This is a genomic window from Methylobacterium nodulans ORS 2060 (genome assembly GCF_000022085.1).
Classification (GTDB): domain Bacteria; phylum Pseudomonadota; class Alphaproteobacteria; order Rhizobiales; family Beijerinckiaceae; genus Methylobacterium; species Methylobacterium nodulans.
The window spans coordinates 5752643-5776358 of record NC_011894.1; the positions used below are offsets into that span (position 1 = coordinate 5752643).

General features: G+C 63.7%; 26 protein-coding genes. 11 read left to right on the forward strand and 15 right to left on the reverse strand.

All coding sequences use genetic code 11. From position 1 onward, the window contains the following. Window positions 1–357 precede the first annotated feature (357 nt). On the forward strand, window positions 358–1437 hold the full coding sequence (locus MNOD_RS26625) for a TadE/TadG family type IV pilus assembly protein (RefSeq protein WP_015932067.1): 1080 nt from the start codon (window positions 358–360) through the stop codon (window positions 1435–1437). Window positions 1438–1610: 173 nt separating this feature from the next. On the opposite strand, the gene MNOD_RS26630 is transcribed toward MNOD_RS26625, so the two are convergent. Beyond that, window positions 1611–2204: a hypothetical protein gene (locus MNOD_RS26630; RefSeq protein ID WP_244424568.1), complete on the reverse strand. Its 594-nt coding sequence runs from the start codon at window positions 2202–2204 to the stop codon at window positions 1611–1613. A 574-nt stretch (window positions 2205–2778) separates the two neighbouring features. Between MNOD_RS26630 and MNOD_RS26635 the strand changes: the two genes are divergently transcribed. Both MNOD_RS26635 and MNOD_RS26640 read left to right on the forward strand, forming a co-directional pair. After that, a complete protein-coding gene (locus MNOD_RS26635; RefSeq protein ID WP_015932069.1) occupies window positions 2779–3180 on the forward strand; it encodes a Ros/MucR family transcriptional regulator in 402 nt (133 codons plus the stop codon). 204 nt (window positions 3181–3384) lie between these two features. Continuing rightward, complete coding sequence (locus MNOD_RS26640; RefSeq protein ID WP_015932070.1) at window positions 3385–3909, forward strand: Ros/MucR family transcriptional regulator; 525 nt, start codon at window positions 3385–3387, stop codon at window positions 3907–3909. Window positions 3910–4509: 600 nt separating this feature from the next. On the opposite strand, the gene MNOD_RS26645 is transcribed toward MNOD_RS26640, so the two are convergent. The 5 genes from MNOD_RS26645 to MNOD_RS26660 all read right to left on the reverse strand — a co-directional run bounded on the left by MNOD_RS26645 (window position 4510) and on the right by MNOD_RS26660 (window position 6923). Then, a complete protein-coding gene (locus tag MNOD_RS26645) occupies window positions 4510–4752 on the reverse strand; it encodes a hypothetical protein (protein WP_015932071.1) in 243 nt (80 codons plus the stop codon). 95 nt (window positions 4753–4847) lie between these two features. After that, the gene (locus MNOD_RS26650) at window positions 4848–5087 is read right to left on the reverse strand and encodes a hypothetical protein (RefSeq protein ID WP_015932072.1); all 240 of its coding nucleotides are present in this window, start codon (window positions 5085–5087) and stop codon (window positions 4848–4850) included. Window positions 5088–5253: 166 nt separating this feature from the next. Continuing rightward, a complete protein-coding gene (locus tag MNOD_RS26655) occupies window positions 5254–5448 on the reverse strand; it encodes a hypothetical protein (RefSeq protein ID WP_015932073.1) in 195 nt (64 codons plus the stop codon). A 427-nt stretch (window positions 5449–5875) separates the two neighbouring features. Further along, window positions 5876–6049, reverse strand: a complete 174-nt coding sequence (locus MNOD_RS47145) for a hypothetical protein (protein ID WP_157091563.1) — start codon at window positions 6047–6049, stop codon at window positions 5876–5878. 196 nt (window positions 6050–6245) lie between these two features. After that, window positions 6246–6923 carry a YoaK family protein gene (locus MNOD_RS26660; protein ID WP_015932074.1) on the reverse strand — a complete coding sequence of 226 codons (678 nt, stop codon included), beginning with the start codon at window positions 6921–6923 and terminating at the stop codon, window positions 6246–6248. Between the two features lie 262 nt (window positions 6924–7185). Between MNOD_RS26660 and MNOD_RS47150 the strand changes: the two genes are divergently transcribed. Continuing rightward, on the forward strand, window positions 7186–7332 hold the full coding sequence (locus MNOD_RS47150) for a hypothetical protein (protein WP_015932075.1): 147 nt from the start codon (window positions 7186–7188) through the stop codon (window positions 7330–7332). 130 nt (window positions 7333–7462) lie between these two features. Here the strand turns inward: MNOD_RS47150 and MNOD_RS26665 are convergent, their stop codons facing one another. Continuing rightward, entirely contained in the window at window positions 7463–8560 is a 1098-nt protein-coding gene (locus MNOD_RS26665; RefSeq protein ID WP_015932076.1) for a hypothetical protein, read from the reverse strand. 1059 nt (window positions 8561–9619) lie between these two features. Between MNOD_RS26665 and MNOD_RS43980 the strand changes: the two genes are divergently transcribed. Continuing rightward, the gene (locus MNOD_RS43980) at window positions 9620–9781 is read left to right on the forward strand and encodes a DUF3309 family protein (RefSeq protein WP_015932078.1); all 162 of its coding nucleotides are present in this window, start codon (window positions 9620–9622) and stop codon (window positions 9779–9781) included. A 424-nt stretch (window positions 9782–10205) separates the two neighbouring features. Here MNOD_RS43980 and MNOD_RS26670 read toward each other — a convergent pair whose 3' ends face one another. The 3 genes from MNOD_RS26670 to MNOD_RS26680 all read right to left on the reverse strand — a co-directional run bounded on the left by MNOD_RS26670 (window position 10206) and on the right by MNOD_RS26680 (window position 12047). Then, window positions 10206–10691, reverse strand: coding sequence for a PRC-barrel domain-containing protein (locus MNOD_RS26670; protein ID WP_015932079.1), 486 nt, complete (start codon window positions 10689–10691; stop codon window positions 10206–10208). 657 nt (window positions 10692–11348) lie between these two features. Next, window positions 11349–11693: a DUF1236 domain-containing protein gene (locus MNOD_RS26675; RefSeq protein ID WP_015932080.1), complete on the reverse strand. Its 345-nt coding sequence runs from the start codon at window positions 11691–11693 to the stop codon at window positions 11349–11351. A gap of 132 nt (window positions 11694–11825) precedes the next feature. Then, window positions 11826–12047, reverse strand: coding sequence for a hypothetical protein (locus MNOD_RS26680; RefSeq protein ID WP_015932081.1), 222 nt, complete (start codon window positions 12045–12047; stop codon window positions 11826–11828). 729 nt (window positions 12048–12776) lie between these two features. Between MNOD_RS26680 and MNOD_RS26685 the strand changes: the two genes are divergently transcribed. Then, on the forward strand, window positions 12777–13724 hold the full coding sequence (locus MNOD_RS26685; protein ID WP_043749489.1) for a hypothetical protein: 948 nt from the start codon (window positions 12777–12779) through the stop codon (window positions 13722–13724). Between the two features lie 362 nt (window positions 13725–14086). Here MNOD_RS26685 and MNOD_RS43985 read toward each other — a convergent pair whose 3' ends face one another. The 3 genes from MNOD_RS43985 to MNOD_RS26695 form a co-directional block, all read right to left on the reverse strand. Beyond that, window positions 14087–14488 (reverse strand): hypothetical protein, encoded by a 402-nt coding sequence (locus tag MNOD_RS43985; protein WP_244424569.1) that lies wholly within the window; start codon window positions 14486–14488, stop codon window positions 14087–14089. A gap of 682 nt (window positions 14489–15170) precedes the next feature. After that, the gene (gene panD, locus MNOD_RS43990) at window positions 15171–15629 is read right to left on the reverse strand and encodes an aspartate 1-decarboxylase (protein ID WP_015932083.1); all 459 of its coding nucleotides are present in this window, start codon (window positions 15627–15629) and stop codon (window positions 15171–15173) included. A gap of 1015 nt (window positions 15630–16644) precedes the next feature. Further along, complete coding sequence (locus MNOD_RS26695; RefSeq protein ID WP_015932085.1) at window positions 16645–17538, reverse strand: dihydrodipicolinate synthase family protein; 894 nt, start codon at window positions 17536–17538, stop codon at window positions 16645–16647. A gap of 398 nt (window positions 17539–17936) precedes the next feature. Here MNOD_RS26695 and MNOD_RS26700 point away from each other — a divergent pair, with 398 nt between their 5' ends. Then, the gene (locus MNOD_RS26700) at window positions 17937–18245 is read left to right on the forward strand and encodes a hypothetical protein (protein ID WP_015932086.1); all 309 of its coding nucleotides are present in this window, start codon (window positions 17937–17939) and stop codon (window positions 18243–18245) included. Between the two features lie 7 nt (window positions 18246–18252). Here MNOD_RS26700 and MNOD_RS26705 read toward each other — a convergent pair whose 3' ends face one another. After that, a complete protein-coding gene (locus MNOD_RS26705) occupies window positions 18253–18900 on the reverse strand; it encodes an SOS response-associated peptidase (RefSeq protein WP_015932087.1) in 648 nt (215 codons plus the stop codon). Between the two features lie 87 nt (window positions 18901–18987). Here MNOD_RS26705 and MNOD_RS26710 point away from each other — a divergent pair, with 87 nt between their 5' ends. Then, complete coding sequence (locus MNOD_RS26710; RefSeq protein WP_015932088.1) at window positions 18988–19173, forward strand: hypothetical protein; 186 nt, start codon at window positions 18988–18990, stop codon at window positions 19171–19173. A 626-nt stretch (window positions 19174–19799) separates the two neighbouring features. Here the strand turns inward: MNOD_RS26710 and MNOD_RS26715 are convergent. Then, window positions 19800–20288: an Lrp/AsnC family transcriptional regulator gene (locus tag MNOD_RS26715; RefSeq protein WP_015932090.1), complete on the reverse strand. Its 489-nt coding sequence runs from the start codon at window positions 20286–20288 to the stop codon at window positions 19800–19802. A gap of 121 nt (window positions 20289–20409) precedes the next feature. On the opposite strand from MNOD_RS26715, the gene MNOD_RS26720 reads away from it, so the two are divergent. The 3 genes from MNOD_RS26720 (at window position 20410) to MNOD_RS26730 (ending at window position 23571) form a co-directional block, all read left to right on the forward strand. Continuing rightward, window positions 20410–21603: a diaminopropionate ammonia-lyase gene (locus MNOD_RS26720; RefSeq protein ID WP_015932091.1), complete on the forward strand. Its 1194-nt coding sequence runs from the start codon at window positions 20410–20412 to the stop codon at window positions 21601–21603. 57 nt (window positions 21604–21660) lie between these two features. Then, entirely contained in the window at window positions 21661–22428 is a 768-nt protein-coding gene (locus tag MNOD_RS26725; RefSeq protein WP_015932092.1) for a LamB/YcsF family protein, read from the forward strand. A gap of 243 nt (window positions 22429–22671) precedes the next feature. After that, on the forward strand, window positions 22672–23571 hold the full coding sequence (locus MNOD_RS26730; protein ID WP_244424570.1) for a TRAP transporter substrate-binding protein: 900 nt from the start codon (window positions 22672–22674) through the stop codon (window positions 23569–23571). The last annotated feature ends 145 nt before the right edge of the window (window positions 23572–23716 follow it).

Genomic DNA, 23716 nt, shown 5'->3' on the forward strand with positions numbered 1-23716 from the left:
GGAGGCGGTAGATTGGGGAGAGCCGCCATCCCGGTCAATCGCGGGCCGCCGATGCCGCCTGATCCGACCCGACCGCTCGTCATCCGGGGGCGCCGTGGCGCCGGCGGCCGGACGGCGGCGCGTACCGTTCATGCGGCGTCGGTCAGGCCGGCTTCGGAGCAGGCCTGGGCGGGGATGCGGCCGCCCGGGGCTCACGCGGCGCTTTGCCCCCGGTCCGACGCCGCGCCGGGAGCGGCATCGTCGACCTGTGACGCTGAGAAATGTGCAGCCAAACCCGGGCTCTGTATGAACAGGTCAACACTTTCGCCACTTCTTCACGATTAGGTTGCGCCGCAACGCAGCACAGGGGTCGGCCCGATGTCGGTTGTCTATCGTCATTTCCATTCATGCGATCGTGGCGCGGTCGCACTCATTTTCGCGGCGGCGATGATCCCGCTGTTTGGGCTCGCGGGCGCTGCGCTTGATTACGCCAATGCCAGGCGCGTCAGAGACGTTCTGCAGTCGATCAGCGATGCCACAGCCCTGCTGGTCGCTGACGCGGATACCCCCACCGTTGCCGAACGGAGCTTCAAGCTGGCAGAGAATCAACTCATCTCAAGGCTGGGCGACCGCAGCGGCAGCGGAGGCTACACGATCAAGGGCGAATGGCTGGACGGATCAAGCTATAAGCTTACCATTTCCACGAAAATCAATACAATTCTGATTCATTTGCTTTCAGGCAAGTCAAAGCAATTTGAAATTTCGGCCGTGACCGTTGCTAACCGCATTCCGCCTCGGTACGAAACGAAACCGCCAACCCTATCGCTCTTGTCACCAGAGGCGGCCGACTATAACCGCATATATATGTACTGTTTCTCCTCCGACCCCAAGCGACAGGCAGAGACCGACGGTGGCCGAAGAGGGATCACTCCCATTGCAGACAACGCAACACCCCCTAGCAATTACGGTGATTACGCGCCCCCCACCTGCGGCGACAATGAAGCGCCCAGCTATATGCTGCGCAACGTAAGAGACGCACGCACAAATCCGACAAAGTGGGATGCTAAATACCAGAGTGTGTACGAGTATTATACAGATGTCGTGATCGATACCGGCACCCGCAGGCAAACCATGAATATGAAAGGCTATAAAGTGTACAGTTCAAATTATAAGGAACCAATTAACATGGATAAAAATCCTATCCTCGAAACAATCATTTGTGGCAGCACAACTTCATGCAAACCGCAGTCGGAAGGCGGAATCCTGCCCAACAACCATGTCACTCACGATCCTCAAACGGCTACAACCAGTTGCGAGGAAGGAAAGTTCATGTACTATGGCTGGGAGGACAGGCCGCCGAATGCAGGAAGTGATCGGGACTACGACGACATCAGGCTTCTTGTGTCGTGCCCGAAACTCGTCAAAGTGGCCGACAAAAAGATACGGATCGTCCAGTGAGATCATGCAATCCGTCCGGGGCAATGCCGGTAATCCGGTGCGGATCGCCCAGGCAGGTTGAGTATGTCGTTACGACCTGAATCGAGAAACGGAAGAATTTCTGATTGATCCGCCGAAAATCAGAGGCATCGGCGGAAAGCATCTGCTCACGCTGGAACTGACCGATCGCAGCCTCAGAGAGGAGCGCGCCGCCACTGCCAGATCGGACCACCGGGAGCGCGGTGCGCAAAGGGGTGACGCAGGGTTGCGCGCGGGAGTTTCCGATACGCCCGCGTCGTTGAAACCATGGTGCGGCGCAGGCGGACATGGAGCCGGCGCCGCGCAAGAAGCGGCCGCAGGTCCCTCAGGATTTCATCACCGACGGCGAGGGTGTCGCGCAGGTCCCTGGCCAGTTCGAGCGCGAATCCGGCGGCGGACACCGCCGGTCGGTCCTGAATCTGCCGCAGGTTCAGTGTCGCCAGATCGCCCTGCAGCATCTGGAGGCGCGTGTAGAAGTAGGTGATCTTACGCGGAAGCGGCGCGTCGAGCCGGTCGAGCCGCCCCGCATAGGCCCGGTAGACCGTGGCGGGGATCCTGGGGAGCGTGGGCCCTGCGGTCGAGGCGAAAGCCGCGGCCACGTGATCGAGCCGGGCGAGAACATCGTGGGTCTCGATCGCGCGCAGAACAGCGACGATCTCGCCGACCAGCGCCGAAGCAAGGTTCCGTTGCCGCCGACGGCGCAGGCTGCGCCAGGCATTCGCCACGCTCAAGCCGAGAAGGACCAGCACGGCGAGGATCGCAACGTCCATTGCACTCATCGGGCCGCCTCCGCGGCTTCCCTGCCGGCCCCGATCATATCACGACTTCCGCTCCCCGGCGCGGGCTGCCGGTCGGGCACGATGGTTCAGGCCGCCGGCCCACCGAGGCGGCCGGGATCGAGATCATGGGGATCGGAGGAGAGCGAGGCTTCCCGGAACTCGCGCGCCGCCAAGTCCGACCTTGCCGCCCTCGATTCCTCCCCGATCGTCATCGCACGGAGCCGCGGGCTCGCCAGCCTCTCGCCCGGCCGCCCCGGGCAGGAGGATCGGGTCGAGACATGCTCCAACGCCCGCGCGGCATCGCGGCACGCCGTCCACACAGCCGCCGGATCGCGAGAGGGGCGGGCCTGACCGGACCTGTGCTCAAGGTATTCGGACCGCCGCGCGGCATCGAGTGCAGAAGCCCGCATCCTATTCGGAGATTGCTGCCGGCCAGACTCGAACTCGAAAACAATCGATGCCGGCGAGTTAGGCTGTCGATTTAATTTGACTCTCTTGCGAGAGCGCGACAAACCGCCCCGTGTGCAACCCCATGGTATCTCCCATGAGCGACGAGTACGCATCTAAGCTTAGTCCCGTCACGATGGTCGCTGAGATCGTCTCGGCCTACGTCTCTCATAACAACCTGCCCGCAGGTGAGTTGCCGACCCTGATCCGGAGCGTCTACGACCAGCTCGGCAAGCTCGCTCGGCCAGCCGAGCCGGAACCCGAGAAGCCCGTCCCGCCGGTCCCGATCAAGAAGACGATCACGCCGGACGCCATCATTAGCCTGGAGGACGGCAAGCCCTACAAGTCGCTCAAGCGGCATCTGAGCACACGGGGGCTCACGCCCGAGCAATACCGCCAGAAGTGGGGTCTTCCGCAAGACTACCCGATGGTCGCCGCCAACTACGCCGCTCAGCGCTCGGAACTCGCCAAGGCCACTGGATTGGGTCGACGGAAATAGTGAACGACACGGGCGCGCGGCGGCATTATTGGCCGCCGCAGCTCAAGCGGGCATGTCGGCAACTACCTACGTAGTGATGAGATCGGCTCGATTGACAACCCCAATTTGGCAGTCGCCTGTAGATTCGGCTGTGGGTTGTCTCTTTACAGTATTGACTGCCGGAGCAGCCGCCGCAAGACCTAAGTCGTTTAGGAGATTTTATCCATGAATGACGAAGCAGGCGCTCCCACGTCGCAGTCTGAGGCAGGTACGATCGAATTGGTCGCCGACATTGTTTCGGCGTACGTCTCGAACAACGTCGTTCGTCCGGCCGACCTGCCGGACCTGATCGCGGCAGTGAGCCGGACGCTCGGCGAACTGGGCAAACCCTCCGTGCCTGCCGCGGAAGAGACGCCGAAGCCGACCGCCGCCCAGATCCGGAAGTCCATCACGCCAGACCACATCGTCAGCTTCATCGACGGCAAGCCGTACAAGTCGATGAAGCGGCACCTGACCAAGAACGGCCTGACCCCTGCCGAGTACCGCCAGCAGTATGGCTTGCCGGCCAGCTACCCGATGGTGGCGCCGAACTATGCAGCGCAGCGGTCGGAACTCGCCAAGAGCCTGGGCCTCGGCCAATTGCGCCGGAAGGCGGCCGAGAAGCGAGCGACGGACGAAGCCAAGGTGAATACGCCCGCCGAAACCAAGAAGGGACGCGGCCGTTCACGCAAGACTGACGCGTCGGAATAGGGCAGCAGGGGCCGGACCGGCGCTGGAGGGCGCTGCGTTACTCCGGACAAGTGGAGCGCCCTGGGCAGGCAGTTCATCCGTGCGACCCAGGGCGTCATGCCGGCCGCGCGCCATGATCACGAAGGCGCAAATGCGGCGGCGCCGTCGGTCGCGCGACCGGAGGCCCGCTCCGAGATTACACCTTCTACCTTCAATACTGACAATATTTGTTCCGGATTTCGAGTCACATACGGCACGATCGGCGGCCCGTTGTGACATAAGTTAACTGATCATCCCGACGAATCGGCTACGGCGATGACCATCCTCAGTTCGACACTGTGGAGGCCCCAACTGCCGGCCGGGAGCATTCCGGACCGGCATTTCTTTTACCGGCATGGTGTGCCGGTTGCCGAGCCGCGGGCAGCGGCAGATGATGGGTGGCTGAGCCATTGGAAGGCCCCGGTCCGGCCGCCATCCCGGCGACACCACCCCTTGGGCGACGCGCTTCAGCCGGATCCGACACGGTTCTGCCATCGCGCCGTTGGGATCCCCTCCCCTCGGCAGCATGCAGCCGGCGGCTCCCTTCAGCCCTGTCTGGTCCGCCGCAGCGGGGCCAGGCCGTCAGCGGCACTCGCTCTGGCGGTCGGCGACGGCGCCTTCGAAGTCGGTTTGGGAGTTGCGCAATCGGCCGAATTCCATGGCGCAATCATCCGCCCCGTCGCTGTCGCGGACGCAGCGTGCGTACCGCTTGAGCTGGTACGCCACCTCTTCGACGGCCGTATTGTAGCGATCCGTGGCGCCGGTGCAGTCGGCCCAAGCGGGTTGGACGCTCAATGCGAGGATCAGGATGGGAGCGGCGCGCATGCCGGACCCTATCAGCCTCGCAGCCGGCTCATGTGGTGCCAGCATACCGTCACGATGAGACCGAGGATGCCGCCCCCGCTCAACGATACGGTCCTCTATGGCTTGGTCTCTGCAATCAGCCGGAGGTCGTCGATGATCCGCAAGGCTTCCGTCATTCGCTTGCTGACCAGGCCGCGCGCTGCGGGATGAGCCCCGGTGAGCTGAGTAATGTCTGCGGCGGTCTCCAGGAATTGCGGACCCAGCAGGCGCCCGAGCGCACCGAACAGGGCCGAGTAGGCCGCCGTCTCCTGTTCAAGCACATCCACCCTCGCCCGAAGCTCTTCGATCTCGCTCATCCAAGCCTCCATTTGGAGGCGACGCTACACCGTGCCGGACAGCCGGGCGCGGTATCGCGATACCTCTCGCACTCGATGGGCGATCGATCGCGAACCGTCAACGACCCGCGTTGTCGCGCGGGCGTGAAGGCCGCTCCCAGGGCAGCCTGTCGTCTTGGTGATGCGCTCACCGACCGACCAGCCATGTCATCATGGCGGGGGGCTCGCCCATCCACGCGAGCACGATCGGACCGCCATAGAGCAGGACGCCCATCGCCCCGATCGCCAGCAGACCTGCGAGCGGGAGCGTCGGTGGCGCGACTCTCCGCCCCGCGACCTGTGCCCGTCCACGGACCGGTTGGGTGACGATCGTTCGCAGCATCGTGCCGGGGCCCTCCGCCTATCATGCTTCGCCGCCAACCTAGGCCGTTCGGCCGATGATGTCGATTGGTATATGCCGAAAGGATTAGTCCGCTCTACATGAGCGGCCTTCGCCGATTCAGGGCTGCTCATCCGGTCACGGCTCGGACTGCTGCCCCACGACCTTGTCGTCGGGCCGGCCCCGTGCCCCAGCCAGTCTGCCTGCGTCCTTTCCGGCGCAGATCTCCAGAGCGTCCCGCATCGCCGGGATGTCTCGCGATCCGCAGCTTCGCCCTCGTTGCCGCAATCCAGGTGCATCGCAGCAGCGCGCCCGGCACAGGATCAGAGCCTTGCCGGGCGCCATCGTATTTCCCGAGATTTCAAAGAGCAGTGTATCGTACGCAGATTTTGCCTTTCCACTATTGATGTCAAGCTTACCATGCCATGGATCAGGTGTTTTCCCCTGACAATCCATGGTTGTCACCCGGCCAAGCTATCCAGAGATTTGCCAGTTCGGTGTGACATGAAGATAAAGAGCTTCCTGTCATCTGGTTCCATGGGCGCGGATCAGGTTTTGCATTGTGCGCTGCATCAGGCGCTAGCGCTTCGGTCATGCGCCGCATCAGATCCTCCGTCGGCAAGCCTGGCCGACCGTGCTGGGCAGGCCCTGTGGGCGCCATGACCTGCTGCTTCGGCGAGAGCACTCCCCGCCGAAGTGGAGGCCGGTTCGGCGCAAGGGAGCGCGTGACTGCAAGACCTGAGAGCCGTGATCCGACCGGGCCGGGCATGGCGGTGGAGAGGAATGGCTGGCCGTGAGCATCACTGAGCAGATGATGCTGCCGGCGGTTGCGGCGAGCGCGCGACAGTGAACAGCGCGGCAGCACCGGCGAGAAGACCCGCAAGGCCGGCCGGAAGGATCAACGCGTAGAGGTTCAGGGCATCGTAAGCCACTGCCCCGCAGAATGCCCCCATCAAGAGAGCGGCCCACACGGCCGCATCGCCGATCCAGGCGAAGACCGCCCCCCTCCCGGTCAGCGCAGCCGCAATATTCTGTCCCAGGCTGTGCAGCGCGCCCGTGACGAAGGTGGTGCCGGCGCGAAATCCCTCCACCGAGCCAAGCACGGCATTCTGGGATCCCATGGCGAGCGCCATGAACAAGGAGGCGAGACCGAGATCGGGCGTCGCAAGGCCGAAAGCGAGCGCACCAACGATGAGGAGGGCTTCGTAGGTCAGCACCACCGGGGTTGCCCAGCGCATGGGGGTCACCATGGACAGGCCACTGCCGAGGATGGAGCCAGCCAGGAACATGATGACCAGAAGCGCCGGCATGGTGGAGCGAGCGACCGTTCCCTGGCCAAGCGAGACCGCGAGCTGGGTCGTGTTGCCGCTCATGAAGGAGGTGTAGAGCCCGCTGAGCCGAATGAAACCCAGCGCATCGACGTAGCCGGCGAGCGCGGTGAGCAGGAGCCCGAACGCCAGCTGCCAGGGGCGGGTCATGTCCTCGCGCGAGCCGGATCCGTAAACGTGGTCTCGACAACTGTCGGGGCCGCCCGCGGGTTCAATGCCTCTCGGGACGATCGGCACGAGCAGGGCATCGCGCCTTCCCGACAAAGCAGCGCGTCTCGTCGAAGGCTGCCGCCGGCCAACCCCGGCCCAGGCTGCGAGGTGGTTCACCAGGGTCCCGGCGCGAGAGCGCCCGCCCGGGCACGGCGCCGCGTCAGGAACACCCGGCCGATGCGATCGTTAGGTGAGGAGATACATGGAGCGCAAATTGGACAAGCAGTGGAAAACGGTCGAGCAGATCGCGCTGGAGCGCCGCATCTCCGTCGAAGAGGCGCATGATCTCGTTTGGAAAGAAAACTGCCCGAAAGTATTTCATGGAACGCATACGCTCTACCTGATCTGAGCCTCCTCATCCGGTCACGGCAGGTCGCACCCGACGATCTTGTGGTGCGCCGGTAGCGGACCGCTCCGCCCCATGCCGCCGCGGGTAACGCAGAACCAGCAGCATCACAGGCAACCGGAACTTCAATCGGCTATATCTTTCTAGAAAACCGCAAAACTCCTGCTGCCACGAGTTTCGACAATTTATTTATGGCTGACATTCCATGGAAAATCCGCGCTCCGAACTCATCTGACACCATGCGCAATATGTCATCGATCTGCGGCTCCCATGAAGATATGGATTCCAAACTCACAATTTCATTGATTGCAGAGCAACGCAGATCATCGACGCGATCGATCCAGTCCGTCCCCCAGACCCGCCGTGCCAGGATGTTGTTCGTGCGACGGTAAGCATCCGATGCCCGGTCCACCATCGCAGGATCGAGAGCTTGGAACGGCTCGGCGTCCAGGCCACGTTCGCGAGAGAGGGCGTCGATACGCATGGTGACGTCCCGAGCGAGCGTCTGCGTGCATGCGGCGCCGCTCGCCCGCAGGCGACGCGACACCTCGGTCGCCACGGGGCCGAGGCTCTGGTTCGTGCGGTAGGCCAAATCTGCCGGCGCCAGAAGCGGAACCAGACGGTCGGCCAAGCCCAGCTCGGTGGCGATCCGCTCAACCAGCGACGCCTTCGACCGCCGATCCCGGACAGGCACGACATGCACACGCCACCCCGTCGCGCGCGCCCAGTTCTCAAGGCATCGCAGGTAGTCGAACCGCGGCAGGTGGAGCTCTGTCTTGAACGCTGCCGCGAAAGGGCGGGCCTCCTGAAGGAACTGGATCCGCCACGTGTACTGGGATTGCACATAGGCCGCCTGCGGGCGGACCGTCATCAGGATCTCGGGCCTGAAGCCATGGCGTTCGAGAACGCCGCAGAGAAGGTCCGGCGCTCGATGCCACGGCGGCAGCAGGCAGAGGCTCTCATAGGAGAGCAGAACCACATCGGCTGCACTTGTCGCCAACGCTTGATCGAGGCGGGCGAGCAGTTCCCGTCGCTCGTACCGCGGCCGACGTCCGTTCAGGGTCTCCCCGAGATGCTGATGGCTCAGATGCGGAAGCGGTGCAGAGCGCGGCGTCAGCTCCGGATACAGGATGCCCGCCTCCCGCAACCTGTCGCGATGCCCGAACAGCAGCGTCTGCAGGGAGGAGGTGCCGGTTCTCGGCGTGCCGATATGAATGATGCCGCGGCGCATCGGGTGTTGTCAGCGCCGGCCCGCTCGCGATCGGCCCATCAGGGCGGGGGGCCTGCCGCTCACCGGCGCGCCGGGGCCGTGCCGTGTCGCGCTCTCTTGCGCCCAACCGGCATCCACTTCGGCGCAGAACGCTCTCATGCGACAGATCGTGAACCGGGCCTGCCGCCCGTCGGTGTCCCGCATCGCGCCCCTGGCTCCGGCCCAGACCGTGTCGTTCCCGGAGCGCAAGTGCCACCCAGAACGGGGCGATCTTGAGGCGCCAGAGCGGCATCCGCTCACGTTGGAACGGATGCCGCTCTGGCTTTTTGATTGTGCCGCATTGTCTGCGACGAACCGGCATCCACTTCGTCGGATAATGCTCTGGAGCGGCGGAGCGCAGCCCGATCGATTGCCTCGCCTGGACATCCCCGTTCGAGGCGCGGCCGTGAAACACCGCGCAATGCGTATCACCGGTCGGCTTCCGGTTCCGAGACCCGACCGTTGCGGGGGCCATGGAACCAGCCGAGACACCGCCGATCGATCACCCGTCAGGACGGCCGCGAGACCGCCACTCGCAATCTGCCGCTGCCATAGCTCATGGGTTGCAGCCGATGCAGATGTCCCGCACGATCTTCCCACCTCTCATGCCGAGCTGCAGGTCCGGAAGCCGCCCTTTGGTAGGTTCCGGTCTCTTGACGCCCGCCTGAGACGGAGGCCCGGCCACCGCAAGCTTGGGCGGCATATAGGCAAAGTTCATGTCACTCGCAGCGGTTGAACGCACAGCCGATTGAGCGAGGCACGCCGATGATGTGAGCACGGCGAGGATCAGGCCCGCTGCAACGACACGGTCTCCGGCCATCGATTTCTCCCGCGCAGGGTACGCCATTCATTGTAGGCGAGGTGCGGGGGTCGACCATCCTCGCGCATCGCGGGCGACATCGATGCCGTGGCCCTGATCGCAGGTTCCGAGACGACATGCCGCTCGACGTGGTCGGCACAAGAATGTGCCGCCGCGTTCGCGGAACTCAATCGCCCGAGGAAAGTTCCTGACGGGATTGAACGCTCGGCAGGAGAGCGACCATGAGTCTCGGCACGATCCTCATCATCATCTTGATCCTGGCGCTACTCGGCGCCTTGCCGCTTGGACTGCCCTACAATGCGAGCTGGGGTTACGCGCCCGGCGGCGTGGTCGGACTGATCCTCGTCATCGTCATCATCCTCGTAGTGTTAGGGCGCATCTAGAGCATTGTCCGACGACGTGGATCCGGTTCGTCGCAGACAATGCGGCAAGCTCAAAGGCTCAGGCAGACGCCGGTCCACCGTGAACGGATTCTGCTCTCAGCATCATTCGCCGAAGTGTCCCACGGTTCGGCAAACGATGCGGAATCGAAGGAATCCAAGCAGGGTGGCGCGGCTCCGCCCGCCACCCTGCTGGGAGAGCATCGTCTCCGATGAAGCGGATCCCGTTTCGTTGGAGACGATTCGGCAAGCTCCGGCACCGAGAGCGACATCTGGTCCGCCGTGACCGGATTCCGCTCTGGAATGCCCTCCGCCGAAGCGGAGGCCGGCTCGGTGCGGAGCGCTGCAGCAAAGGGTGCAACCATGGCCCGCTCCAATCCAAGATCGAAGCAGGCCACAATGACACGAGTCAGAGCGGGTCGAGATTTCACTTCCTCGAGTACTTGAACTCGGGTGCAGCTTTCAGCTCATCTTTGGTCATGTTAAGGACAGCATGATCGGGGGTGGCGCGGCTCGCACGATCGCTGGGCGGAATGACGGTTGTCGATCCCGTCGTGTCAGCAGGGGTGGTGACCGTCCTGTCCGCGCTTACTGTACTGCGAGCCTCGTTCGAGAACTTGATTGCGGTAAAGGGAACCGCAACGTCGTGCTCGCCCAGGCCGAGGAAACCACCGACGCCGACCACTACGGCCTGTATGCGGCCGGATTCATCAACCAGCATGTCGTTGATGTCGCCGACCTTTTCATTGTTCTGGTTGTAGACGTTCAGCCCCTTCAGCTTCGTCGCGCGCCACTGTCCCGGCTGCTCCTGGGTGATGAACTGCCCCTTATCAGGAGCAGTGCTGGTTTGCGCCAGCGCAGGAGCCGAAGCCAAGGCTGCTCCGATCACTGCCCAAGCAAGGTGTTGCCGCATGATCTCCTCCTACTGCGGTGTCATGCGGGCCTAGAACTACAAAGACCGGATGAAGTTCCAGATCCCGCTACAGTCAAGTTGTCGAGGCGCATGAGCCCATCCATGGGCCCATCACCTGGAGCCGTGCCCGATCCGGCCGGATTGGGCACGGCTCCAGGCTTTTGATGGCATGCGCTCCCTGGCGGCGAACCGGCCTCCACTCCGGCGGGGAGGCTCCAGAGCGTTATCCGACGAAGCGGATGCCGGTTCATCGCAGACGATGCCCGAGTTGTCCGCCGTCGGCGAACACATTGCGTTCAGTTCTGACGCTCGCTTCCGCCATGGCGCGAGCGCACGGCTGAGCCGATCCATGGAGAGATGAACGACCGGGATCGTGAACAATGTGAGCACTTGCGGCACGCGAAGGCCGCCCGCGATCGCGTAACCGAGGGGGCTGCCGGATTTCCGAGCCCGTCCCGGTCCCGAGCATCAACGGCACGGGCCTGGTCAAGCTGCGCCTGACCGACTGTCCTTCCGTGAACGACAGCCAATCCGATGGCCCGGCGGCAACAATGACCAGGATGACTCGATACCGCATACGGGCCTGGCGCCTCGGACGAGGATGGCGCCAGTGACCGCGAGAGGCGAGGCCGCCGATGCCTTGGCGGCCTGCTCGGCTCAGTCGATGGTGGTGATCACGCGCCGGGTGCGCGGGTCGACGATGTAGGTGTCCTCGCCCGTCGAGAAGTAGCTGTAGCCCTTCAGGCGCGGGTTCTCGGTGACGATCGTGTCAGGCAGCGTGTGGAACTCCACATCCGCCGGCACTGTCGAGCCAACCGTCACGCGCTCCTTGATCCGCGCAGGCGCCACACGGTGCTCGGTGACATACTTCTTGATCACCGTGCGCTGCGCCGGCGCGAGTTCAATCGTGCCCGTCGTATCCGTGGTGGTGACCGTGGTCTGCGCCAAGGCAGCCGTGCTGAGCAGGGCCAGGGCCGTGGCAGCGGAAAGCAGGCGTGTCATGCAGTCTCCCTTCTGACACTTGAACTGCCCGTTTCGGGCAGCGGCCGTTCGAAACGGAGAATCCGGGCTGAGCGTTCCACGCTTCTACCAGGCCAGCCAGCCGGGCGGCCCGACCCCGTCCCGCGCGCGAGCTCAGCGCTTCGCGCGCCGCGCGTAGTAGCAGACCTTCTTCTGGCCCGGGGCCGGATCGCCGAAGTTCTGGTTGTTGCAGGCGATCTGTCCGCCTTTCGGGAAGGGCCGGCCGACCAGCTTGCCAGGGACGCCATAGAAGATGTTGGTCGGGTAGGGCATCACGCAGGTGTGCCCCTCGGGCACACACGGGGCGAGATCATCGTTGTTGACCCAGCGCTCCACGCGCCGTTCCAGCAGCGATCACAGTCAGGCCAACGAGCCCGCCCACCACGACAGCACGACGCACGGTCCTCATCCCCTCTCTTCGTCGACGGGGGCGTCATAGCACCGGGATGCCGTCGCCGTCGTGAGGGCTGCGTATTCTGCCGTTTCGGCATCACCACCGTCTGCTCCGCACAGACCGTTGATCGAGCCGCATCGGACCTGTCTCTCCTCAACCCCGACCAGGCTTTCTCTCCCGAGCCGGGGTCTTTCATGCCGCTACCCATTCCTACGTGGAACCCACGTTGGCGGACTGGGTTAGGAGTGACATTCCCGGACATGGAAGAGTTTCTGCCCAGCGTGTGCGGGATAGCCAAGCCTTTCCCACCCAGACATCCGTCTCTCCATCAATGTAGATGACGAACAAACAGGCGCATTGTCTCGCTACATGGTCCGAACTCGGCCTTTGGAACCACATTCTGCGAGTTTCGTTCTAGAGGAACCAGTCATGACGCGCTCTTTCATCAGAAGAGGAGGAAAACTTTGCTTAAGCACACAATGATGACTTCTGTTGCCGCCTTTGTCTTAGGCTCTGCGCTGGCAACTGGGCATGCTCAAGCTCAGATTGCTCCGGACGATTGCGATGGATTTGCTGCATCCAGCCCAGCCTGTCAGGAGGATGCACGCGACGATGCGGCCGTAGAGCGGGAAACATTCCAACGCTCCCGGACGGTGCTACGGCCGCGGACAGTGGAGCGCAAACGAACCGTCCTGCGGCCCGAAACGGTCCAGACCGCTTCGACGGTTCCGGAGGAAGTCGATGTTCCCGTCGCTCGGACCGAGCTGCAGCCCGTCACCATCCCTGAGACGCGCACGGTCGAGACGCCCGTGACCGTGCAGCGCGCCCGGACGGTGATGCAGCCCGAGCAGGTGCCGGTGACACGGACGGTCGTTGAGCGCCAGCAGGTGCCAGTGACCCGCACGGTCATGCGACCGGAGCAGGTGCCGGTCTCCCGCACCGTCGTCGAACGTCAGCAGGTTCCTGTCACGCGCACGGTGATGGAAACCCAGCAGGTGCCGGTGTCGCGGACCGAGTTGCGGCCCGAGCAGGTGCCGGTCACCCGCACGATCACCGAGCGGGTGCCGGTGACCACGTCGCAGGTCGTGATGCGGCCTTACATTGCCTACCGCCCCGAGACGGTGCAGACGACGCAGCTCGTGGAGCGGCCTCGGACGGTCACGGAGACCCGGACGGTCATGCGTCCGCAGACGATCACCGAGATGCGGACGGTTCAGCGGCCGCGCATCGTCACCGAGACCCAGGAGGTTGAGCGGCCGCGCACCGTCACCGAGATGCAGACGGTCATGCGTCCGCAGACCGTGACGGAAACCCAGGAAATGGAGCGGCCGCGCACCATCACGGAGGCCAAGACGGTGCTTCGTCCGCGCACCGTGGTGGAGAACGAGACGGTCATGCAGCGGCGGACCGTGACGGAGAATCGGACGGAGCTTCGCCCGCGGACCGTTGTTGAGAATCATCGAGTGGTCCGCCCACGCACTGTAGTGAGCAACCGGACGGTGCTGCGACCGGAGACGGTGACCAGCCGGGAGAAGGTGCTGCGTCCCGAGACGGAGATCACGACCGGCTCTATCGAGCGGCGGACCGGGATCCGGAACGCGGCGTTCACGGACGAGTAGCAAGCCGCCTCTCTCGAGGCGGTGGATAAGAGCGCCGGCCGGGCCCTTGCCCGGACCGGCTTAACCGCCCCGGGTTTTTCGGAGGCTTCCACCCTTGCGAGGATGGAGCCATGACGAAGCATACCCGCCCCTTCTCCCCTGAGGGGCGCGAGCGCGCAGTGCGGATGGTGCTGGGGCACCTCGCGAGCATCTCGACCCACGCCTCGGGCTCGGACCCCGGGCTGGGCGGCCGGCCCGACGACAGGCCGGCGAGGCCCCATGGCTCTCTTCGAGGGTGGTGGGTGAGTCGGACGTGGCGGGACGCTACCCCACCGAGGATTGCTCCGCCATGGCGCTGTGTGCCAGCGCCAAACCTCAGACGACTACGGTGAGGGAGCGCTCGACGCGAGTTGTGCAGCGGCTTCCATGAGGCTTGCAGCACACTCTTTCGCCATCTCGGGAGAGAATTGGAGCACGAGCTGCGTGCCCCCTCTTACCCGCACGACTAAAACTGGCAGATCCTTGCCCTCCGATCGACCAGTTGCCCATGCCTCGACCGGAAAATGGCAGCTGGTGATTTGCGTGCCTTCGGGATACGGAGTGGCGCTACTGCAGACCGCGCTCACCGCAAGAAGAGCCCGCCCCAGTTCGCCAGATTGCGCCGCCGTGAGATCGATTGGAATCACGCGACCACCCGCATGCACTTTCATGATCGGGTTTGCGTTGGGGCCGACCTCGACCGTGAATCCAACTTGGGGCTGCATCTGCACCTCGGACAGAGACAAGCGCTGCATCATACAGCCGAAGCGGCGGCAGGCATCTAGAGTTCATTGGTGCTAGATTGGCCACCACCCCGAAAGGGACACGGAAATCTGCAAAGCCGGATTATGTCATTGTGAGGCACATGAGCCAGCGGGTCTCAGATTCTGGCGCGACGCTCACCCGACCCTCCTGATCGGGATGCCGCCGCTTCGGCCCTGCAGATGCCATCCGCTGCCCCGCAGCCGCCCGGGAAGGCAAGCACGACGTCCGGGCGGCCCGCCGCGATCTTGGGCATTGCGCAGAGGGCCAGCCGTCAGTCGAGAGCCGGGCGCTGGCCCAGGCGGCGGCACGACCCGAGCCGGGGAATATGTCGGGCAGACGGGGGGAGCAGATCGGCGGCGTTCGAAGGGCTGGTGCGCGACATCGGCCCGATATGGTGAGCCCGCGCCTCAGCCACGTCCCTTTCCGGATCGGAGCAGCCCCTACCGCCCGAACTCACTTCGCGTACAGACTCTTGTGCTCTCTTATGCTGTGGTGCCCGCGTCGCTCACCAGCAGGCCCCCATCCAGCGAGCGGGTGACCGGCGACCGGGAGCGCACTGCCATGAGCGCTCCCGGTCGCCACGAACCGTTGAATGTAAGCAGTGAGGCGCATGCCTCGCCGCAACCCACGCCGCCTCCATGACGAGCAGGGCCGGAGTTCACGTCATGCAACGGTTTTCGGCTCTCCAGCGATTGATGCATGATTGAGGCTTCGCGCTCGCTCGATGGCAAAGCGATACCGGCCGAAATCATCAAATTTGACGATGTATTCCAGACGATCGAGCACGCGATTGTCGCTGTCAAACGTCAGTACACGTGGCCTGATGTCAGGCAGCTCCGACTCTCTGATATATATCGAGTTGCAAATGATGATCTGGTCTCCGGGCTGACAGGTTCGAGCCGCAGCCCCATTAAGGATGCAACAGCGCGAGCCGCGTTCTCCAAGAATAACATAGGTGGAAATACGGGCGCCAGAGTTCTTATTCCAGATTTCGACAAACTCCATCGGCAGAATGCCCGCCTCCTCACAATGATCGGGATCAAGGGTAATCGAACCGTGATAGTTCAGGTTGGCATCGGTCACATAGATGCCATGCAGCTTGCCCGCGACGATCCTGCGCATTCTCCCTCCTTCGTCTGTGCTTCAATGATATTCGTTGCAAGCTAGAGATCAGCGCTTCGCCGAGGATCCACAGCCGCAGACATGACCGTACCGCCCGGCCGGGAATAATCTGCGCGACGAGCCTATCCTTGTTTGTCGATCCCATGCTGCGCGAGACGCGAGGTCAGTAGCAGTTCCGTGCTGTTGATACCAACGGTCTTTAAGTCCGACTCGTGGCGGCTCCGTGATGGGCACGGAGGCGCCTCCTTGGCGCAGGGAGGACCCGCTCCATGCCAGCAGCGGTGAGAGGAGGACGGACCTCACGGCTGGGGAGCTTCGCCGGCTCGCACAGCCACCCAGAATGCGAACCCTGGACCAAGCTTTTCACGCTGCCTGACACCATCACGACGATCGGACTGCGTGACCGGGCTCGCATCGATTACGCATAAGGGCGGTTGGTATTGGACGCCGCAACCCACGCCGCACCTGCGACAAGATCGGCCGGGAGACGCCGCCCTATGGGTGACGGCCGCCCTAGACTGTCCGGGCGCGAGGAACGTGCGCGAGCAGAACCGGCTCCTCGCCTGCTTCTTCGGGCTTCCCATGGCAAACAAGGCGTAACGCGGGGGCCGCGCAGCCCCTTCCGCGGCCTACCTTCGAGTTTGCGACGCGCCCCTTGAACGCAACGAAACTCAGAGCAAACCATAAATGAGCTAGGGTGTGGTGACAAACTAATGAAGTCAGCAAAGACTGGACTGCTGGTATGGCGCCGGGTCGGGAGATCGATCATGAGCGGCGCTGTTGACGGTCTACGGGATGATCAGTGGGAGCGGGTGAAGGATCTGCTTCCCGGCAGCGCCAAAGGTCAGCGCGGACCTCGCTCGAAGAACCGGTTGTTTTTGGATGCCGTTGAGGACCGCGATCCTGCTGGCGAGGCCCGCGTGAACCCACGTGAGCGAGCGCTGCCGGTGAACCTCTCGCAGTCTGGCGGTTGGGTGTCCTCGCAGAGCTTTGAGCACGCTGTGCGCGACGTGCATCAGCGCAAGCTCATGCTGATCAGCGTCTCTGCAACCTTCCGCCGGGCCGGCTCGAGGAGGGGCAGAATCGGCCGCGGTGGCTGCGCGGAGCAGATGCCGAGCACGTCGGCGGCGGCGTACATGACCCGCAGACTGGAGAACTCCTTGAACAGGTCCCAGAGCGGCTGGAGATTGGCGTTCAGCCGCCGGGCCTCGTCGGCTCGCTGGCCCTGAACTGCCTCCACGATGGCCATGCAGGTCTCCGGAAACAGTCCAGCCGCAACGCAGTACCATGCATCTGCGCCCGCCAGCAGGGCTTCGACCGAGTTCCAGTCTCCGCTGTAGCCGAGCGAGAAGCCGTCCGGCACGACCGCGCGCAACGCGCCGAGGTGGCCCGCGATCGACTGCGGGGCTGGGGCCGGGCTCTTCACCGCCACCACGCCGGGAAGGTGACTGATGCGGCCCACCAGCACCGGGTTGAACGTGAAGTGCGTGGTGCTGGGATTATCGTAGATGCACAGGGGCAGGCGGCTCTCGCGCGCGACCGTGGCGAAGTGCTCGAACACCTCGTCGTCCGTCAGCGGCGTGTAGGAGACGGGGGCCAACAACCCGGCCGCAGCTCCCACGGCCCGAGCATCCTGGGCGAGCCGCACCGCCTCGTCGGTGCGGAGTGCGCCGACCCCGACCAAGATTGGGATTTCTTCTCCCACCTCATCGACGGCCGCTTCGAGGGCGCGGCAGCGCTCGGCGCGCGACAGATAGGGGTAGGACCCCGTGCTGCCGAGGAGGCCGATGGAATCGACCCCCGCCGCAACCAGGCGGGCGAGCAGCCGGCGCAAGGCCGCAACATCGACTTGGCCATCGGCATCGGACGGCGTGATGGGAAAGGCGGAGAGTCCTTTCAGAACCGTCATCGAACGACCTTTCGGATGCTCCGTTCTCATGCACGACCGCTGCAGGTCGGTCACGCCCGGGTCAGTGGTCCTTACGACGTCGTCGTGCTCGCTTCCAGCGTGGTAGCTCGGGGGACGGCCGGATCACCGCGCGGGGACACGTGACTTGCGCATCACCTGTAACGGGCGTGCAGCCTTGGACAGAGGCCATTGATATGCCGTGCCGCACTCCCCGCCGCGCCTGCGACGAGGCCGGAAACGAGATCCCGCCATCGACGAGCACGCGACCCGCCCTTTCCCGCCACGCTCAACTTTAGTGAGAGACGGCCAGAAGGGTCTGCGCGACAGGTAAAGTGTGGCGTTGCTCCTTGATCTGCAAGCACTTGCAACGTCACCAGCAGGCCGGGTGCTGGACACGGGTGCCCGGCCTGCTGCAATTCCCTTATGAGCCCGGCACCCACGTGGCAATAATGGCTGACCACTCCACTATTCGCGAACTTCTCCAGTGCCAACTCGTCACCAGCGAGCAGATCGACGCTGCTGTTACAGCGTACCTTGCCAATCCCAAGGTAGGCCTCTACACGATCGCGGACAGCATCATAGTCGATGTTGCTGCCACAGTGAAACAATTTGGATGGGACAAGTGGGTACTTGAGGACTATACCATTAGTGCTCGTGCGCGCCGTATGGCCGTGAGAACCGCGATCCTGCTGGCGCGGCCTGCGTAGGGAACCATCAGCCCGCCCCGTCCCACCGCTCGCCGCGCGCCACCTCCATCATCCGGTCGTCCGGCAGGGGACGCTGCAGCTGCAAGGCCTCATCGGCCGGCGCCTCGAGCCAGGTGCGCCACTCCTCCTCGCTCGTGAGCAGCACCGGCATGGCCTTGGGATGCACCGGGCCGACCACCCCGTTCGCCTCGGTCGTGAGAAAGGCATACAGCCGATGCTCCTCCGCGACCGGCTCATCCCGCTTCGGCCCGCGCAGGCCCGTCCAGGGCCGCCAGATCCCCGCAAACGCGAACAGCGGCCGCTCCTGCGAGAGCGCGAACCAGACCGGCGTCTTGCGCGGCTTGGTGTCGGCGTACTCGCTGAAGGAGGAGGCCGGCACGAGGCAGCGGAACCCCGGCTTGAGCCACGGCCGCCAGTAGGGCGAGGTCACGTTGCGGATGTTGGTGACCGGCTGGGTGCCGAGCTTCGGCGGGGGCGGGAAGCCCCAGCGCATCATCGTCAGCTCGCGCGCGCCGTCCGCCATCCGGACCACCGCTGCCATCTGGTCGGGGAAAATGCCGGGCAGCGGCGGCAGGTTGCCGGTCTCGTCGCGCACGACCCCGAAGCTGCGGCGGATCTCGTCGGGCGAGCGGGAGAGGCTGTAGAGATTGCACATGGGGCGGATCGTAGCCGGAGAGATCCGGCTCATTCCTTGCCGCGGCGAGGCTGGGACAACACGGATCCGGTACCCGCACAGGCTGCGATGATGGGCGACGGTCGCCCGCAGTATCGAGGCCGCATCCTCGGCATGCTCCTGGCGCTGCTCGGAATCGCGGTCTTCCTGGCGCTCGCCCCGACGTACTGCGCGAGGCCGGCGCAGGCGCAGGTCTGCGCCGACTGCGGCTGCACTCTGCCGAACACCACGTCTGAGCCAATCCTCTACATCTAACGTTGTTGACGATTGTTCGTGGGCGCACCTTCGCAAGCCTTATGGGCGTGACAGCTTTTCTCCAAGGCAATAACCCGGCCCCGAGCGATGTGTCCGCGAAGGCGAGCCGTATGCAGAATGGCCTCTTGCTGCCGCCGAGCCTCGCCCTGCTGCGGTTCCATGCTCTCAAGCTGTCGCATCATTTCGCTGTGCTGCTCCCACTTCCGGCGTGCACGCTCCAGATCAGAAGGCATTAGCTCTCCTCCTAAAACGAGGATGAAATTAACGCACGAGCGGCCGGTTCGTTCGCTTGAACTTCAAACAATCGGGCAAGAGCCAGAATTCCTCTTCGCACCTGCAAAACCATTTTTGCAGCAGCAAAGCGCTCGCAGTGTGAGTTCTTAATGTGGGGTGACGAGTTTGCAGGAATCAGCCAGCGGTTCAGCTCAGGCCAACTCAGCGGTTGGCCGACCTGCTGACAAGCCTGCGAAGAAGTTGGCAGTTTCGGTTGTCGTGAACTCATCGACGAGCCGGCAGATGACGTCCCAGAGCCCGGCGATGCTGCGCCTTGCGACTTTGCGCAAGAGAGTTTCGATCTGAGGCCACGCAAATGACGGGGATTGAACGAGCGCAATCGGCAGCCGGGGTCACGAAATCGGCACGGTGAGCCCAACCTTTACGCGATTCATTGCGACAAAGGTGCGAAACCGTTTGACATTATTGTTCTCGAAGAACAGCCGCTGCGTCAGCGCTTCATAATCGGTCATCGTCGGCACGGTCACGATCAGGACGAAATCCGCCTCTCCGGTGACATAGTAGCATTGCTGCACGCCCGGGTCCGAGGCAAAGGAGCGCTTGGCGGATTCCAGCATTTCCGCACGCTCGCTCTCCATTTCGACGTCGACGATAAGGGTGATGGCTTGCCCGACCTTGACGGGATCGACGACAGCGATATTTGCCCGGATGACCGCTGTTTCCTCCATTCTCTTGATGCGTCGCTGCACGGCTGCGGGCGAAAGGTTCACGGCTTCGGCGATCTTGCGCTGCGAGGTCTTATTATCGCGCTGCAAGATCTGAAGAATGGCGCGATCGAGCCGGTCGAGGTCATAGGGCGCAGCGGTGGACCGTTGGCGCATCAAAAAGCCCCGGGAACGAGCCAAAGTTGCATTTGACACCTGGAAATGGAGCACATTCCTCGCTGTTGGCGCAATATCGTTGATGCGTACGCTGAATCGTGCCTGTCTTGGGGCAGCCCCCATGCTGATCGCCAACGAACACCCGGATCACGGCAAGCCGCTGGACGCGGCCGATGCCGCAACGCTCGGCGTCGCGGCCGCGAGCGAGGTGGAGCGGTTCCTCGCATACCGCGAGGGACACAAGCCGACTCCGCTCGTCACCCTCCCCGGTTTGGCCCGCGCCCTCGGCGTGGCCGCTATCTCTATCAAGGACGAAGGCCATCGCCTTGGCCTGGGCAGCTTCAAGGCGCTCGGCGGTTCCTATGCAGTCATCCGCCTCGTCGTCGAGGAGGCATCCCGCCGCCACGGCCGCACCATCGACATCTCGGAGTTCCGCTCGCCGGAGGTCCGCGCCGTGGCGGCGGGCCTGACCGTCGCCTGCGCGACCGACGGCAACCACGGACGCTCCGTGGCGCAGGGCGCTGAGCTCGTCGGCGCGAATTGCGTCATCTTCGTCCATGCGGGCGTCAGCGCGGAGCGTGTCGAGGCCATCGCCCGTTACGGTGCCAAGATGGTCCGGGTCGCCGGCAATTACGACGATTCCGTCGCCGAAGCCGCGCGCGTGGCGAACGAGAACGGCTGGATCATCGTCTCGGACACGTCATGGCCGGGCTACGAGCGCATTCCGGGGCTCGTCATGCAGGGCTACACCGCGCTGCTGCGCGAGGCGTTGCGCGAATTGCCGGAACCGCCGACGCATGTCTTCGTCCAGGCCGGCGTCGGCGGCATCGCCGCGGCGGTTGCAGGACATTTTTCGGTCGTCTTCGGCACGCAGCGCCCGTTCTTTGTCGTGGTCGATCCTTCGCGTGCGGCCTGCCTGTTCGAAAGCGCCCGCGCTGGCCAGCCGGTCAAGATCGCGCATGGCGAGCCGACGATCATGGCGATGCTCGAATGCTACCAGCCATCCTTGATCGCCTGGCGCGTGCTGTCCCGTACGGCCGACGCTTTCATGACCGTCGAGGAAGAGGACGCGGTCGCGGCCATGATCCAGCTGGCGCGACCATCGGATGGTGACCAGCCAATCGTCGCGGGTGAGAGCGGAGGGGTAGGGCTTGCCGGGCTCGTCCGCGCCCGGGCCGACGAGACGTCGCGCGAGATCATCCGCCTTGGGTCCGATGCGCGCGTGCTCTTGATCAACACGGAAGGGGCGACCGATCCCGACCGCTATCACGAACTCACCGGGCTCGATCCGGCGACAGTTGGGCAAGCCACGTGATCTGTCGGTCGAGAGCGACCGTAAGTTCTGTAGCAACCTTGTGGGACGGAGGCCGACATGAGGATCAACATCAATGCCGACATCGGCGAGAGCTTCGGACGATTCAAGGTCGGACACGACGAAGCGCTCATGCCTATGATCGGCTCTGCCAACGTCGCCTGCGGGATGCATGCTGGGGACCCGGGAATTATGGTCGAGACGATCCGGGCCGCCATCGCGAATGGCGTGTCGATCGGGGCTCATCCGGGCTTCAACGACATTTGGGGCTTCGGCCGCCGGCAGATCCGGATGCGTCCGCTCGATCTGGAATACTTCGTCACCTACCAGATCGGCGCCTTGCAAGCACTCGCGCGGGGACAGGGCGCTTCGGTCACTCATGTCAAGCCGCATGGGGCGCTTAACAACATGGCACATATCGATGAAGATTATGCCATGGCGATCGGGCGCGGCATCAAGACCGCCGACCCCGAACTCATCTATGTTGCGAATGTCGGGTCTGAGATGGCGAAGGCCGCCGAACGGCTCGGCCTCAAGGTTGCCTATGAGTCCTATGTCGATCGCGTGTACGACGATGACGGTCGGATGAGATCACGCGAGAGGCCGGATGCGGTGATCCATGACCCGCAGCAAGCCGCCAACCAGGTGCTTCGCTTTATCGAGGAGAAGGCAATTATTTCGAGCTCGGGAAAGAGGATACCCGCCCAGATACACACCTTCTGCGTTCACGGGGACGAGCCGACTGCCGTTCCAGTCATGCAAGCCGTTCGCTCTGCTTTGCACGCAGCCGGCATAGAGGTTGTCCCGCTTCCAACGCTGCTGGGCTGACAGCAGCCAGGTTACGCTCCAACCGAGTTCAGCTTTCGTCTCACTCTTGTCATTTCAGGCATGCGTTTTGCCAATGGAGCAGGACAGAGGCTCACCCCAATGCCAATGCCAATGCCAGTGCCACGTCGGCCGACTCCACCGCATCTCCCGTCGCAAGCCCCGAAAAGGCTACTGGCCTTTGCCCTCGCATGGCTCCTTTCTGCGATCATTGCCTATCCGGCCGACGCGCAAGTCAGGTGGGTCATGGCGACTGAGTACCCGGCCAGCAATATCTCGGGAGTTGGTCTAACCACGTTCGCGCGTCTCGTTTCCGATCGAACGAACGGCTTCGTCCAAACAGCAAATGCCCTCGACAACGAGCTGAAGATCAGTTCAGGCGAGATGATTCGCGCAGCGCAGGACGGCCGAATATCGGGTGGCGACGCCTTTGCCGGACCGCTCGAAGCCATCGATCCGATCTTCGGGCTGGCGTCTCTACCGTTCGTCGTTCAGTCCATCGAATCCGCGAAAGCTGTGAATTCGCGGGCGCGGCCGCTCTACGAGAAGGCACTCGCCGCACGCGGTCTGAAGCTTCTATACATGACGATCTGGCCCTCGACCGGCATCTGGACGGCCCGGCCTCTCGCGGGTCCCGACGACCTGCGGACCATGTCCGTCCGAAGCTACGACTACAACTCGGCCGAAGTCATGAGGGCTGCCGGCGCAATGGCGGAGTACCTGCCGTTCAACGAAGCGATCGCGAAGGTGAAGAATCGAGAGCTGGACGGGATTCTGACCTCCGGAGACGGCGGAGCCGGGCGCAAGCTGTGGGATTATCTGCGCTACTTCACGTCCATCAACTACGCCATCCCGATCTCGTTGGCTTTCGTTCGCACCGATGTCTTTGAGTCCCTGCCGAGCGATCAGCAGCAGGCGGTCATGGCCGCGGCCGCGGAAACAGAGAGAAGCCAGTTCGAGCTTCTTGCGAACCGGACGGCCGAGAATTACGCCAGGATGCGGGAGAACGGGGTTGCAATCGCCGAGCCAGCGGCTCCGTCGCTCCTCGCCGTGCTCAAGGAAGGAGCTGCGGCGCCGATTAGCGCCTGGAAGCAGAAGGTGCCTGCGGAAGCTATCGCAATCCTGGACGGCACTGGGCAACGATGATGCCACAGATCGAACCAGAGCAGGCTTGCTTACGAGAACCATAGATAGCCAGCATCTCTCCCTGCGGGCGTGACTATCGTGAAGAGGTCCAGCTCGGCCGTCGAGATCGAGAGGCCGCCCGCTTCGGCTGCGGTCCCTCTCGGTC

Bases quoted from the DNA above. Each gene is read 5' to 3' on its own strand.
- MNOD_RS26625 (WP_015932067.1), top strand. From the start codon at position 358: ATGTCGGTTGTCTATCGTCATTTCCATTCATGCGATCGTGGCGCGGTC.
- MNOD_RS26635 (WP_015932069.1), top strand. From the start codon at position 2,779: ATGAGCGACGAGTACGCATCTAAGCTTAGTCCCGTCACGATGGTCGCT.
- MNOD_RS26640 (WP_015932070.1), top strand. From the start codon at position 3,385: ATGAATGACGAAGCAGGCGCTCCCACGTCGCAGTCTGAGGCAGGTACG.
- MNOD_RS26645 (WP_015932071.1), bottom strand. From the start codon at position 4,752: ATGCGCGCCGCTCCCATCCTGATCCTCGCATTGAGCGTCCAACCCGCT.
- MNOD_RS26650 (WP_015932072.1), bottom strand. From the start codon at position 5,087: ATGAGCGAGATCGAAGAGCTTCGGGCGAGGGTGGATGTGCTTGAACAG.
- MNOD_RS26655 (WP_015932073.1), bottom strand. From the start codon at position 5,448: ATGCTGCGAACGATCGTCACCCAACCGGTCCGTGGACGGGCACAGGTC.
- MNOD_RS47145 (WP_157091563.1), bottom strand. From the start codon at position 6,049: ATGCGGCGCATGACCGAAGCGCTAGCGCCTGATGCAGCGCACAATGCA.
- MNOD_RS26660 (WP_015932074.1), bottom strand. From the start codon at position 6,923: ATGACCCGCCCCTGGCAGCTGGCGTTCGGGCTCCTGCTCACCGCGCTC.
- MNOD_RS47150 (WP_015932075.1), top strand. From the start codon at position 7,186: ATGGAGCGCAAATTGGACAAGCAGTGGAAAACGGTCGAGCAGATCGCG.
- MNOD_RS26665 (WP_015932076.1), bottom strand. From the start codon at position 8,560: ATGCGCCGCGGCATCATTCATATCGGCACGCCGAGAACCGGCACCTCC.
- MNOD_RS43980 (WP_015932078.1), top strand. From the start codon at position 9,620: ATGAGTCTCGGCACGATCCTCATCATCATCTTGATCCTGGCGCTACTC.
- MNOD_RS26670 (WP_015932079.1), bottom strand. From the start codon at position 10,691: ATGCGGCAACACCTTGCTTGGGCAGTGATCGGAGCAGCCTTGGCTTCG.
- MNOD_RS26675 (WP_015932080.1), bottom strand. From the start codon at position 11,693: ATGACACGCCTGCTTTCCGCTGCCACGGCCCTGGCCCTGCTCAGCACG.
- panD (WP_015932083.1), bottom strand. From the start codon at position 15,629: ATGCGCAGGATCGTCGCGGGCAAGCTGCATGGCATCTATGTGACCGAT.
- MNOD_RS26695 (WP_015932085.1), bottom strand. From the start codon at position 17,538: ATGACGGTTCTGAAAGGACTCTCCGCCTTTCCCATCACGCCGTCCGAT.
- MNOD_RS26705 (WP_015932087.1), bottom strand. From the start codon at position 18,900: ATGTGCAATCTCTACAGCCTCTCCCGCTCGCCCGACGAGATCCGCCGC.
- MNOD_RS26710 (WP_015932088.1), top strand. From the start codon at position 18,988: ATGATGGGCGACGGTCGCCCGCAGTATCGAGGCCGCATCCTCGGCATG.
- MNOD_RS26715 (WP_015932090.1), bottom strand. From the start codon at position 20,288: ATGCGCCAACGGTCCACCGCTGCGCCCTATGACCTCGACCGGCTCGAT.
- MNOD_RS26720 (WP_015932091.1), top strand. From the start codon at position 20,410: ATGCTGATCGCCAACGAACACCCGGATCACGGCAAGCCGCTGGACGCG.
- MNOD_RS26725 (WP_015932092.1), top strand. From the start codon at position 21,661: ATGAGGATCAACATCAATGCCGACATCGGCGAGAGCTTCGGACGATTC.
- MNOD_RS26730 (WP_244424570.1), top strand. From the start codon at position 22,672: ATGGCGACTGAGTACCCGGCCAGCAATATCTCGGGAGTTGGTCTAACC.